This is a genomic window from Sanguibacter sp. Z6_81, from assembly GCF_057180625.1.
Map to the genome: position 1 here is coordinate 427701 of NZ_JBXUFV010000002.1, position 13338 is coordinate 441038.

8 protein-coding genes are annotated in these 13338 nt (G+C 70.9%); 4 read left to right on the forward strand and 4 right to left on the reverse strand.

Features of this window, described 5'->3' with window-relative positions; genetic code table 11:
- The first annotated feature begins 40 nt into the window (after positions 1–40).
- Positions 41–610 (forward strand): pyridoxamine 5'-phosphate oxidase family protein, encoded by a 570-nt coding sequence (locus tag AC2AXK_RS06965; protein WP_484344627.1) that lies wholly within the window; start codon positions 41–43, stop codon positions 608–610.
- Positions 611–664: 54 nt separating this feature from the next.
- Here AC2AXK_RS06965 and dxs read toward each other — a convergent pair whose 3' ends face one another.
- The gene (gene dxs, locus AC2AXK_RS06970) at positions 665–2551 is read right to left on the reverse strand and encodes a 1-deoxy-D-xylulose-5-phosphate synthase (protein ID WP_484344628.1); all 1887 of its coding nucleotides are present in this window, start codon (positions 2549–2551) and stop codon (positions 665–667) included.
- Positions 2552–2709: 158 nt separating this feature from the next.
- Between dxs and AC2AXK_RS06975 the strand changes: the two genes are divergently transcribed.
- From AC2AXK_RS06975 to AC2AXK_RS06985, 3 genes are read left to right on the forward strand one after another with little or no spacing between them, the layout of a single operon-like run.
- The gene (locus AC2AXK_RS06975) at positions 2710–3966 is read left to right on the forward strand and encodes a M18 family aminopeptidase (RefSeq protein WP_484344629.1); all 1257 of its coding nucleotides are present in this window, start codon (positions 2710–2712) and stop codon (positions 3964–3966) included.
- A 26-nt stretch (positions 3967–3992) separates the two neighbouring features.
- Complete coding sequence (locus tag AC2AXK_RS06980) at positions 3993–5441, forward strand: GuaB1 family IMP dehydrogenase-related protein (RefSeq protein WP_484344630.1); 1449 nt, start codon at positions 3993–3995, stop codon at positions 5439–5441.
- 4 nt (positions 5442–5445) lie between these two features.
- Positions 5446–6153, forward strand: a complete 708-nt coding sequence (locus AC2AXK_RS06985) for an NUDIX hydrolase (protein ID WP_484344631.1) — start codon at positions 5446–5448, stop codon at positions 6151–6153.
- Positions 6154–6289: 136 nt separating this feature from the next.
- On the opposite strand, the gene AC2AXK_RS06990 is transcribed toward AC2AXK_RS06985, so the two are convergent.
- From AC2AXK_RS06990 to AC2AXK_RS07000, 3 genes are all read right to left on the reverse strand, one after another.
- Positions 6290–9112 carry an aconitate hydratase gene (locus AC2AXK_RS06990; protein ID WP_484344632.1) on the reverse strand — a complete coding sequence of 941 codons (2823 nt, stop codon included), beginning with the start codon at positions 9110–9112 and terminating at the stop codon, positions 6290–6292.
- A 597-nt stretch (positions 9113–9709) separates the two neighbouring features.
- Positions 9710–11080 (reverse strand): class I SAM-dependent RNA methyltransferase, encoded by a 1371-nt coding sequence (locus AC2AXK_RS06995; RefSeq protein ID WP_484344633.1) that lies wholly within the window; start codon positions 11078–11080, stop codon positions 9710–9712.
- Between the two features lie 118 nt (positions 11081–11198).
- Positions 11199–13202, reverse strand: coding sequence for an APC family permease (locus AC2AXK_RS07000; protein WP_484344634.1), 2004 nt, complete (start codon positions 13200–13202; stop codon positions 11199–11201).
- Between the last annotated feature and the right edge of the window lie 136 nt (positions 13203–13338).

Sequence of the window (13338 nt, forward strand, 5' to 3'; positions counted from 1 at the left end):
CCTCTTCTCGACTGACGGACTCCAGCGGTAGCGTGCCGAGATGAGCAAGGTCTTCGACGCCATCGACACCGCACTCGCCGCATGGATCGGTGCGCAGCCCATGTTCTTCGTCGCGAGCGCTCCCCTCGCCGAGGACGGGCGCGTGAACGTCAGCCCTCGCGGGCTCGACTCCTTCTCCGTTCTCGGACCGCATCGCGTCGGATGGGTCGACCTCACCGGGAGCGGCATCGAGACGATCTCCCACCTCCAGGAGAACGGCCGGATCTGCATCATGTTCGCGTCGTTCGGGGCGCGGCCACGCATCGTTCGCCTGCACGGCACCGGTCGCGTGGCGTACCCGGGCGACCCGGACTTCGAGCTCGTCTCGCAGCAGCACCCCGCGCACCCCGGGACCCGCGCCGTCGTCGTCGTCGACGTCGGCCGGATCAGTGACGCCTGCGGGTGGGGCGTGCCGGTCATGGAGGTCGTCGAGGAGCGCGACCTTCTCGAGTCGTGGAGCACGAAGAAGGGTGCCGACGGGATCGCGACGTATCAGCGGGAGCGCAACTCACGAAGCATCGACGGGCTGGCGGGACTTCCCAGCCCGGGTCCGGGCTCCGTGGCCCAGTAGGGGCGTCACGGCGTCCGCGCGAGTGCGGCGGCGCCCTGCAGATCGACGGTGTGCTCAGTGCGCGAGGTCGTCGAGCACGTCGCGCGCGACGTCTGCCGCCGTGAGCCGGTGCGTCGCGATGATCTGGTCCCGGCTGGCATGGTCGAGGAACACCGTCGGGAGCCCCACAGCCCGCACAGGCGTGAGGACACGCGCCCGCGCCGCGTGCTCCCCGAGCAGGGCGCCGATGCCCCCCTCGGCGAGCCCGTCCTCGAGCGTGACCACGAGGTCGTGCTCGCCCGCGAGCTTGACGAGTGCGGGCGGGAGCGGCAGCACCCATGTCGGCGCGACGACCGTGGCCGTGACGTCGTGCGCGGCGAGGATCTCGCCGACCTCGAGCGCTGTCCCGACCATCGCCCCGATCCCGACGACGAGCACCCTGCGAGGCGACGTCGCGGTCTCGGCGGCCTGGGTGCGGGCGACGACGTCGACCCCGTCGACGACGTCGACCGCGGGGATCGCCTCGACGACCGGGCCCTTGGGGTACCGCACGACGCTCGGCGCGTCGTCGATGTCGACGGCGGCCCGCAGCGCGGACCGCAGTGTCTCCTCGTCGCGCGGTGCGGCGAGGTGCAGGCCCGGGACGATGCGCAGCATCGCCAGGTCCCACATGCCGTTGTGGCTCGCCCCGTCGGAGCCGGTGATCCCGGCGCGGTCGAGGACGAACGTCACGCCGGCCTTGTGCAGCGCGACGTCCATGAGGACCTGGTCGAAGGCGCGGTTGAGGAACGTCGCGTACAGGGCCACGACGGGGTGCAGGCCGGCGAACGCCATCCCTGCGGCAGACGTCGCGGCGTGCTGCTCGGCGATCCCGACATCGAACGTGCGTCCGGGGAACTCCTTGCCGAACGGCGCGAGGCCGACGGGGGCGAGCATCGCGGCGGTGATCGCCACGACGTCCGGGCGACTGCGCCCGATCGCCACGATCTCGTCCGCGAAGACCTTCGTCCACCCGAAGCGTGACGGGGCGACCGGGAGGCCGGTCTCGGGGTGGATCTGACCCACGGCGTGGAAGCGGTCCGCCACGTCCTGCTCGGCCGGGCTGTAGCCGCGCCCCTTCTCGGTGATGACGTGCACGAGGACGGGCGCTCCGTACGCCCGGGCACGCGCAAGAGCACGCTCGACGTCCGCGATGTCATGACCGTCCACGGGCCCCACGTACTTGATCCCGAGGTCCTCGAACATCCCCTGCGGGGAGACGACGTCCTTGATGCCCTTCTTCAGGCCGTGCAGCGCCTCGTACGCGAGCCGGCCGGGCGGGCCCGACCTCCGCAACGTGCGCTTGCCCCAGTCGAGGAAGCTCTCGTAGCCCCGCGTCGTGCGCAGGGTGTCGAGGTGGTGCGCCATGCCGCCGATGGTCGGCGCGTAGGACCGGCCGTTGTCGTTGACGATCATGATGAGGCGGCGGTCGTGACCGGCCGCGATGTTGTTGATCGCCTCCCAGGCCATGCCGCCGGTGAGCGCACCGTCGCCGATGACGGCCACGACGTGGCGGTCGTCGCGACCGCGCACGACGTTCGCCTTCGCGATCCCGTCGGCCCAGCTGAGCGCCGTCGACGCGTGCGAGTTCTCCACGACGTCGTGCTCCGACTCCGCGCGGCTCGGGTAGCCCGAGAGCCCGCCGCGGGTGCGGAGGTCGGCGAAGTCCTGGCGGCCCGTGAGGAGCTTGTGCACGTACGACTGGTGCCCGGTGTCGAAGACGAAGGTGTCCTTCGGGGACGAGAAGACGCGGTGCATCCCGATGGTGAGTTCGACGACCCCGAGGTTCGGGCCCAGGTGCCCTCCCGTGCGGGACACCGACTGCACGAGGAAGTCCCGGATCTCGGCCGCCAGCTCCGTCGCTTGCGCCGGGGTCAACCTCTGCACGTCGCTCGGTGACGTGATCGTCTCCAGCAGTCCCATGGTGCTCTTTCCTTGCGGGGCAGGCCCAGCATGCGTGGTCCACCGGTTCCTCGCGCATCGAGTGGATCGGCGCGTGCGGGTGACCACTCTATCTCCCGGGGCTGGACGGCGGGTGGAGAGGGCCGACGCGCACCGGTCACGGGTGCTTGGATGAGCAGATGGACACCACGACAGCCCACATCGATGACCTGTCCGCGTTCCTCGCGGCGTCCCCGTCCTCCTACCACGCAGCCCACGAGGTCGGGCGGCGGCTCGTCGCCGCTGGCTTCACACAGCTCGCCGAGAACGAGCCGTGGCCCACCAGGACGGTCCGTGGCTTCGTCGTGCGCGACGGAGCCGTGATCGCGTGGGTGCGGCCTGCCACGGCCGCCGCGACGAGCCCGCTGCGCATCCTCGGTGCGCACACCGACTCCCCCGGCTTCAAGCTCAAGCCCCGCCCGACGATCACTGCGCACGGTTGGCTCCAGGCCGGGGTCGAGGTGTACGGCGGTCCGCTCCTCAACTCCTGGCTCGACCGTGAGCTCGAGCTCGCAGGACGCCTCGTGACGCGCGACGGCGCCGAGCACCTCGTGCGCACGGGACCCTTCCTGCGCATCCCCCAGCTCGCGATCCACCTCGACCGCAGCGCGAACGAGGGGTTGACCCTCGACCGGCAACGCCACACGCAACCGGTCTTCGGCGTCGGTGAGCACGCTGACCTCGTCGCCCACCTCGCGTCGCTCGCCGGCGTCGAGGCGGCCGACGTCGCCGGCTACGACGTCCTCACGGCGGACACCGCCGCCCCGGCGCGCTTCGGGCTCGACGCGTCGTTGCTCGCAGCAGGCCGCATGGACGACCTCGTCTCCGTGCACGCCGGTCTCGTCGCGCTCCTCGACGCACCCGAGGACGGCGAGCACACGAGCGTGCTCGCGGCGTTCGACCACGAGGAGCTCGGGTCCGAGTCGCGGTCGGGCGCGTCCGGACCGTTCCTCGCCGACGTGCTGGCACGGTTGTGCGGCGGCTCGGAGAGCGAGCGGCTGCAGGCGTACGCCGCGTCGTGGTGCGTGTCGAGCGACGTCGGGCACTCGGTGCACCCCAACTACCCGGAGCGGCACGACCCCGCGAACCGCCCGCTCGCGGGGGGTGGCCCGCTGCTGAAGATCAACGCGAACCAGCGGTACGCCACCGATGCGCACGGTGCGGCGCTGTGGGCGCGCGCGTGCGACGAAGCGGGAGTGCCGATGCAGGAGTTCGTCTCGAGCAACTCGGTCCCCTGCGGATCGACGATCGGCCCGCTGACGGCGACGCGCCTGGGCATCCGGACCGTCGACGTCGGCATCGCTCTGCTGTCCATGCACTCCGCCCGCGAGATGTGCCACGTCGAGGACCCGGGCACCCTCGCCCGAGCGATCAGTGCCTTCTTCGCGGGAGCCTGACGCACCCTGTTCGTAGACTCGTCGACATGCGCTTCCTCGACGGCCACGTCCCCACGACCGACCTCACCTACGGCGACGCCTTCCTCGTCCCCTCGTACTCGGAGGTCGCGTCGCGGTTCGACGTGGACCTCGCGACGACGGACGGGACGGGGACGACGCTCCCCCTCGTCGTCGCGAACATGACCGCCGTGTCGGGGCGCCGGATGGCCGAGACGGTCGCGCGCCGCGGGGGTATGGCCGTCATCCCGCAGGACATCCCCACAGACGTCGTCGCGGACGTCGTCGCCGGAGTGAAGTCGCGCCACACGGTCGTCGAGACCGCGGTGACGGTCACGCGGACCGACACCGTCCACACCGTGCTCTCGCTCATCGGCAAGCGGTCGCACGGCGCGGCGGTCGTCGTCGACGGGCGCCGCCCCGTCGGGATCCTCACGGCTCACGACTGCCTCGACGTCGACCGGTTCGCCCAGGCGCACCAGGTGATGACCACCGACCTCACGCTCCTCGACGCAGACCTCCTGGAGTCCGAGGAGGGACTGCGTGCGGCGTTCTCCCGCCTGCACGAGTCCCGTCGACGGATCGCGCCGGTGGTCCGGGACGGTGCGCTCGTGGGCGTCCTCACGCGCATCGGCGCACTGCGATCGAGCATCTACACGCCCGCCGTGGACAGCTCCGGTCGACTCCGCGTCGCCGCCGCGGTCGGCATCAACGGAGACGTGGCTGCCAAGACCGCGGAGCTCCTCGCCGCCGGCGTGGACACACTCGTCGTCGACACGGCGCACGGCCACCAGGAGAAGATGCTCGCCGCGCTCCGCGCCGTGCGGTCGGTGACGCCGGCGGTTCCCGTCGTCGCCGGGAACGTCGTCACGGCTCGGGGCGTCGAGGACCTCGTCGCCGCGGGCGCGGACATCGTCAAGGTCGGGGTGGGCCCGGGTGCCATGTGCACGACGCGCATGATGACCGCCGTCGGGCGGCCCCAGCTCTCCGCGGTGCTCGAGTGCGCGGCGCGGGCGCGTGAGCTCGGTACGCACGTGTGGGCCGACGGCGGCGTGCGGCACCCGAGGGACGTCGCGCTCGCGCTGGCGGCCGGCGCCTCGCAGGTGATGATCGGCTCCTGGTTCGCGGGCACGCACGAGAGCCCGGGCGACCTGCACGACGACGGCACGGGGCGCCTGTACAAGGAGAGCTTCGGCATGGCCTCGGCCAGGGCAGTCGCGGCCCGCAACGCGGGCGGGGACCCGTTCGACCGGGCGCGCAAGGCGCTCTACGAGGAGGGCATCTCCTCCTCCCGCATGTACCTCGACCCGCAGCGCCCGGGCGTCGAGGACCTCATCGACCAGATCACGTCCGGTCTGCGGAGCGCGTGCACGTACGCGGGCGCGTCGTCCCTCGAGGAGTTCGCGGAGCGCGCGATCGTCGGGATCCAGTCCGCGGCGGGGTACGACGAGGGTCGGCCGCTGCCCGCCGGGTGGTGACGGCATGACGAGACGTGCCGGGGGCAGCGGGCCGAGCAGCGCACCCGATGCGCGGGCGGACCTCCTGCGGGTGGTCCGGGACGGCATCGCGCTGCCCCCGCTCCTCGTGCCGGGGAGCGAGCCCGCCACCGGCGTACCCCGCCCGGCGGCGGTCCTCGTGCTCCTCGGCCGGCTCGACGACGTGCCTGCCGTGCACGGCACGGCGCACGTGCCCGCCGATCTTGATGTGCTGCTCCTGCAGCGCGCGCCTGCCCTCCGCCACCACCCGGGCCAGGTGGCCTTCCCCGGCGGCCGCCTCGACGCCGACGACGACGGCCCGGTCGGTGCAGCGCTGCGCGAGTCCCGCGAAGAGACAGGCATCGACACCGGTGGCGTCGAGGTTCTCGGGACGCTCGCGGCGCTCCCCCTGCCGTTCAGCAACCATCTCGTCACCCCCGTCCTGGGCTGGTGGACCCGCCCGAGCCCGGTGCGGGTGGTCGACGACGGGGAGACGGCCGCGGTCTTCCGTGTCCCCGTCGCCGACCTCGTCGATCCCGCGAACCGTGGGATCGGCGTCATGTCCCGCACCGGGCAGCGGTTCCTCGGGCCAGCGTTCGAGGTGGACGGGACGGTCGTCTGGGGCTTCACCGCCTTCGTTCTCTCCGGACTGTTCGACGCTCTCGGCTGGGCCGAGCCGTGGGACGAGCGTCGCCACATCGACGTATCTCGATGACGACCCGGGCCCACCTGCGGCGCGAGAGCTGACAGCGCGACTGGCGTCGTATCGCCAGACCTCGATGGCATTCCTCGCGCACGACGACGGGCGCCCACCATTGAGGTGAGCGCCCGTCGGCGTGCGGTGCGGAAGGTCAGCTCGTGACGAGCGACCGGAGCACGTACTGCAGGATCCCGCCGTTGCGGTAGTAGTCCGCCTCGCCGGGGGTGTCGATGCGCACGACGGCGTCGAACTCGACGATGCCCCCGTCCGCCTTCGTCGCGGTGACCTTGACCGTCGAGGGCGTCGTGCCCTCGTTGAGCGCGGTGACGCCCGCGATGTCGAAGGTCTCCGTGCCGTCGAGGCCGAGGCTGTCCGCGGACTGGCCGGCCGGGAACTGCAGCGGCAGCACGCCCATGCCGATGAGGTTCGAGCGGTGGATGCGCTCGAAGCTCTCGGTGATGACGGCCTTCACACCGAGCAGCGCCGTGCCCTTGGCCGCCCAGTCACGCGACGACCCGGAGCCGTACTCCTTGCCACCGAGGATGACGAGCGGGGTGCCCTGGGCCGCGTAGTCCTGCGCCGCGTCGTAGATGAACGACTGCTCGTTCGTCACGAAGTTGAACGTGTACCCGCCCTCGACGTTGTCGAGGAGCTGGTTGCGCAGACGGATGTTCGCGAACGTTCCGCGGATCATCACCTCGTGGTTCCCGCGGCGCGAGCCGTACGAGTTGAAGTCCTTGCGCTCGATGCCGTTCGCCGCGAGGTAGTCCGCAGCAGGCGTGCCGGGCTTGATCGCGCCAGCGGGGCTGATGTGGTCCGTCGTGACGGAGTCACCGAGCTTCGCGAGCACGCGTGCGCCCGTGATGTCCGTGACAGCGTCCGGCGTCATCGTCATGCCCTCGAAGTACGGGGGCTTGCGCACGTAGGTGGACTCGGCGTCCCACGTGAAGGTCTTGCCCTCAGGGGTCGTCAGCGCACGCCACTGCTCGTCGCCCGCGAACACGTCCGCGTAGTCCTTCGTGAACATGCCGCGGTTGATCGACGTGTCGATCGTGGTCTGCACCTCGTCCGCGGACGGCCAGATGTCAGCGAGGAAGACGTCGCTGCCGTCCTCTGCCTGCCCGAGCGGCTCGTTCTCGAAGTCGAAGTCCATCGTCCCGGCCAGGGCGTACGCGATGACCAGGGGCGGGGACGCGAGGTAGTTCATCTTCACGTCGGGGTTGATGCGCCCCTCGAAGTTCCGGTTGCCCGAGAGCACGGAGACGACGGAGAGGTCGTGCTCGTTGACGACCGCCGAGACCTCTTCCGGCAGGGGGCCGGAGTTGCCGATGCACGTCGCGCAGCCGTAGCCGACGAGGTGGAAGCCGAGCTTCTCGAGGTAGGGCCACAGCTCGGCCTTCTCGTAGTAGTTCGTGACGACCTTGGACCCGGGGGCCATCGACGTCTTGACCCAGGGCTTGGCGACGAGACCCTTCTCGACGGCCTTCTTCGCGAGGAGGCCGGCGGCGAGCATCACCGACGGGTTGGACGTGTTGGTGCACGAGGTGATCGACGCGATGACGACGGCCCCGTGGTCGATCTCGGTGACGGTCCCGTCCGCGAGGGTGACCGGGACACGCTTGTGCGGCCGCTTCGCGGCGTCTCCGTTCGGGACGTGCGCCGGGGCGTCGCTCTCGTCCTCGTGCTCGCCGGCGGCGATGGGGTCGGACGCGGGGAACGTCTCGGCGACCGACTCGTCCAGGCCGGTGAACGCCGCTGCCTCGTCGGCCCCGACGTAGTCGAGGATGGAGGTCGCGAAGGACTCCTTCGCGTTCGTCAGCTCGATGCGGTCCTGCGGGCGCTTGGGCCCGGCGATGGACGGCACGACGGTCGACAGGTCGAGCTCGAGGTACTCGGAGAAGACGGGCTCGGTGTACCCCTCGATCGTGGGGTCGTGCCAGAGGCCCTGCTCCTTGGTGTACGCCTCGACGAGCGCGAGCTGCTCCTCGCTGCGGCCGGTGAGGCGCAGGTAGTCCATCGTCACGTCGTCGATCGGGAAGATCGCGGCCGTGGAGCCGAACTCGGGGCTCATGTTGCCGATGGTGGCGCGGTTGGCGAGCGGGACAGCGGCGACGCCGTCTCCGTAGAACTCCACGAACTTCCCGACGACGCCGTGCTGGCGCAGCTGCTGGGTGATGGTGAGCACGACGTCGGTCGCGGTGACGCCTGCGGGGATCTGGCCCGTGAGCTTGAAGCCCACGACGCGCGGGATGAGCATCGAGACGGGCTGGCCGAGCATGGCTGCCTCGGCCTCGATGCCGCCGACGCCCCAGCCGAGGACGCCGAGGCCGTTGACCATCGTCGTGTGCGAGTCGGTGCCGACGCAGGTGTCGGGGTAGGCGCGCAGCACGCCGCCGACCTCGCGCGTCATGATGACGCGGGCGAGGTACTCGATGTTCACCTGGTGCACGATCCCGGTGCCCGGGGGGACGACCTTGAAGTCGTCGAACGCCGTCTGGCCCCAGCGCAGGAACTGGTAACGCTCACGGTTGCGGACGTACTCGAGGTCGACGTTGCGCTGGAACGCGTCCGCGCGGCCGGCGACGTCGATCTGCACAGAGTGGTCGATGACCATCTCGGCGGGGGCGAGCGGGTTGATCCGCGTGGGGTCCCCGCCGAGCTCCGCGACGGCCTCGCGCATGGTGGCGAGGTCGACGATGCACGGGACACCCGTGAAGTCCTGCATGATCACGCGGGCGGGCGTGAACTGGATCTCCGTGTCGGGCTCCGCGGTCGGGTCCCACGAGGCGAGGGCACGCACGTGGTCGGCCGTGATGTTCGCACCGTCCTCGGTGCGCAGGAGGTTCTCCGCGAGAACCTTGAGGCTGAACGGGAGTCGCTCGGTCCCGGGGACTGCTGAGAGCCGGTAGATCTCGTACGAGGCATCTGCGACCTCGAGAGTTCCCTTCGACCCGAACGTGTCGACGCTGCTCACGTACGCTCCTTCTTCGTTGCGGTGACGGTCTCGCCCGACGCCCGGTGTCTCACGTGCGACGGCGGGCCCGTCTGGGGCTTGTCGTCCAGCCTACGGCCGGACCTCCTTCGCGGGAGGTGTGCGCCGTGCGCACGGCCCGCGAGCTCTGCCCCATCATACCGCATATATCTTGACGTCAAGATAGTTTGGGTGTCCTAACCGGACGCCCCCGTCGGCGCCTGGTCCCCGCGCCCCTCCCCCGGACAGCACGAAGCGCCGGGAACCCGAAGGTTCCCGGCGCTCCGCCTGTCGTCGAACCAGAGGTCAGAGCCGGATGCGGTCCGGGTTGCTGACGGACACGAGGACCTCACGACCCCGCTCGGCTCCCTGGACCTGCTCGTTGTTCTCGTTCATCGCCATCTCCCCCCGGGTGGTGTGTCAGTAGGACAAGCCTGCCGCATATGGCGTTTCCTGCACGTCCACACAAGATGAATTGTCCGTTACGACATCCTCTCGCCGGGTGGGAGCCGCCCCTCCGTGAGCACCACCACACCGCGACCCACCACACCGCGACCCACCACGGCGCGGCGGGACCGCCGGCTCGACCGTGTCACGCACCTACCGAGTGAGCACCGCCACGCACTCCACGTGGTGGGTCATGGGGAACAGGTCGAAGGCGCGGAGCTCGCCGAGCTCGTACCCGGCCTCCATGAAGGAGGCGATGTCGCGCGCGAGCGCCGCAGGGTCGCAGGCGACATAGACGATGCGCGACGGGGACAGGGCGACGATCTCGGCGACCACCTTGGCACCGGCTCCCGTGCGCGGCGGGTCGAGCACCACGACGTCGGCCCCGCCCACTGCCCCGTGCCCCGCCGTGCGCAGCACCCGGTCGACGGGTCCGTGGTGGATCTCGACCTGCTCGAGATCGTGGGCATTGCGACGGGCGTCCTTGACGGCGCGCTCGTCTCCCTCGACGGCGACGACGCGTCCCACGATGCCAGCTGCCCGCGCGAGCGGCACCGTGAACAGCCCTGCTCCGGAGTAGAGGTCGACCACGGTCGCGTCGGTGAGGTCACCGCCGCCCCGGGCGGCGTCGAGGACCACCTGCGCGAGCAGCGAGGGCGCCTCGCGGTGCACCTGCCAGAACCCCTCGCCTGCCACACGGTACGACAGCTCGGTCCCGTCGACGCGGACGGTCTCGGTGACCGCCCGGCGCGCGTTGGGGCGCTTGTCGAGGTGCCCGCCGCGGGACACCTCGCCGTCCACGAGGACGAGCGCACCCGAGCCGTTGGCCGGTGCCACGATCTCGATGCGGGTGCCGGGGCGCCACCGGCGGGTGAACACCTTCTCGGCCTGCGCGGCCGCGAGCACCTCCGCGGAGGCGAGCGGCATGGTGTGGAGCGGCATGATGTCGTGCGACCGGAACCGGCTCATCCCGGCCCGGCCGTCGGCGTCGGCGACGAGGTCGATGCGGGTGCGCCAGCCGAGCCCGCGGCGCTCGTCGTCCCCGGGAGCGGCTTCGACCACGACCTCGCGATCGATCTTCGCGAGCCGGGAGAGCTGCTCGGCGACGACCGCCGCCTTCCAGCGCCGCTGCCCGTCGAGCGAGACGTGTGCGAGCTCACCCCCACCGACACCGCCGGGCCCCGCCTGCGGCCAGGCCGACCGCACCCGGTCCGGTGAGGCCTCGAGGACCTCGACCGCGTCGGCGCGCCAGAAGGAGGACTTCTCTCCCGCCTCGGTGATCCGGGCACGGACGCGCTCCCCCGGCAGGGTGTGCCGGACGAAGATCACACGGCCCTCGTGGCGCGCCACGCAGTGACCCCCGTGGGCCACGGGGCCGACGACGAGCTCGACGAGCGGCGCCTCGGGCTCTGCCGCTGCGGCGGCGTCGACCGCGACGTCCCCCGCCGGGGTCGTCAGGGGCGGACGGTTGTCGTCCTCAGGGGTCGGAGCATCGGGACCGGGCACAGCAGAAGAGATAGGCACGCTCCCCAGTATCCCTGCTCGCACGAGCCGTCTCGCTCGTGGTCCGGTCCCACTACTGCGTGCGGCGCCCCCGCACCGCCGCCTGCGACGGGCGTCTCACCGCCCGTGCGGTGGCCTCTCAGGGACGCAGCTGCTGGCTCTCGTAGACGCCACCCTCGACGACGGACTGCCCCTCCGTCGACGCCAGCTGCCACGGCACGGATGCCACGACGACACCCGGCATGAACAGCAGCCGACCCTTGAGGCGCAGCGCGCTCTGGTTGTGCAGCAGCTGCTCCCACCAGTGCCCGACGACGTACTCCGGGATGTAGACGACGACGAGGTCCCGCGGGCTCTGCCGGCGGATCGACTTCACGTACCCGAGGATCGGTCGCGTGATCTCACGGAACGGCGAGTCGAGGATGCGGAGCGGGACGGGCAGCTCGAGCTTCTCCCACGCCTCGGTGGTCCGTGCGACGTCCTCGGCGTCGACACCGACGGTCACCGCCTCGATGGTGCTCGGGCGCGAGGCACGGGCGTAGGCGAGCGCACGCATCGCGGGCTTGTGGAGCTTCGAGACGAGGACGATCGCATGCACCCTGCTCGGCAGCGCCCGCGACGCGGCGGGGTCGTCCCCGAGCTCGAGCTCCTTCGAGACGGAGTCGTAGTGCCGACGGATGCCGCGCATGATCGCGAAGACGGCAGCCATCGCCAGGAGCGCGATCCAGGCCCCGTGCGTGAACTTCGTGAGGAGCACGATGACGAGGACCGTCCCCGTCATGCCGAAGCCGATCGCGTTGACGACGCGCGAACGCGTCATCCGCGCCCGCGCACGCGGGTCGGTCTCCGTACGCAGGTGGCGCGTCCAGTGCTTGACCATGCCGAGCTGGGAGAACGTGAACGACACGAAGACGCCGACGATGTACAGCTGGATGAGGCGGGTGACCTGCGCGTCGAACATCCAGATGAGCACGATCGCTCCGACGGCGAGCGTGATGATCCCGTTGGAGAACGCGAGCCGATCGCCCCGGGTGTGCATCTGGCGCGGCAGGTACCCGTCCTTCGCGAGGATGGACCCGAGGACCGGGAAGCCGTTGAACGCTGTGTTGGCCGCAAGGACGAGGATGAGCCCGGTGATGGCGGAGATGACGTAGAACGCGACGGGGAACCCGCCGAACACGGCTTCGGCGATCTGCCCGAGGACGGGGTGCTGGAGGTAGTCCTCCGGCAGCGGCGCACCACCGTCGGTGAGCTGGGTGTGGGGGTCTTCGGCGTAGTGCACTCCCGTGGCGCGTGCCAGGGCGAGGATCGTGATGATCATCGCCGCCGAGATGCCACCGAGCAGGGCGAGGGTCGTCGCCGCGTTGCGCGACTTCGGCTTCTCGAACGCCGGGACACCGTTGCTGATCGCCTCCACGCCGGTGAGGGCGGCGCAGCCCGACGCGAAGGCGCGTGCGATGAGGAACGCGCCTGCGATGCCGACGAGCCCCTCGTCGAACCCGGGCTGCGCGACGAGCTCGAAGCTGGCGCTCTCGGACGGCGGCAGGGTGCCGGTCACCTGGCGCAGGAACCCGACGACCGCCGTCGCTCCGATGGCCAGCATGAACAGGTAGACCGGGATCGCGAAGAGCCGCCCCGACTCCTTGACACCTCGCAGGTTGACGAGTGTCAGAACCGCGATGAGGGCGGTCGCGAACGCGGCCTCGTGGCCCCGCAGGGCCGGGATCGCGCTCGCGGCGTACTGCGCGCCGGACGAGATGGACACTGCGACGGTGAGCACGTAGTCGACCATGAGCGCGCTCGCGACGCCGACACCCGCGGCAGGCCCGAGGTTCGTCGTGGCGACCTCGTAGTCCCCACCCCCGGACGGGTAGGCGTGGACGTTCTGCCGGTAGGACGCGACGACGGTGAGCAGGACGACGACGACGCCGAGGCCCACCCAGGGCGACACGGCCGTCGCCGCGAAGCCCGCGACGGCAAGCGTCAGGAGGATCTCGTCTGGGGCGTAGGCGACCGACGACAACGCGTCGGACGCGAAGACCGGCAGTGCGATCCGCTTCGGAAGGAGGGTGTGCCCCAGCCGATCGCTGCGGACAGGACGTCCGAGCAACAACCGCTTGGTGGCATCGACGATTTCGGACACGTTGAACAATGCTAGGCCCATCTGGACCGAACGGACCCCGCCGCAGGCCTACGAGTCTGCAGGCCGACCAGCGCGGTGTCCGCAGCGAGGAATGTCGCGTGGGATCCCACAGGGGTATAGCGTTCCGGGTTGTGCA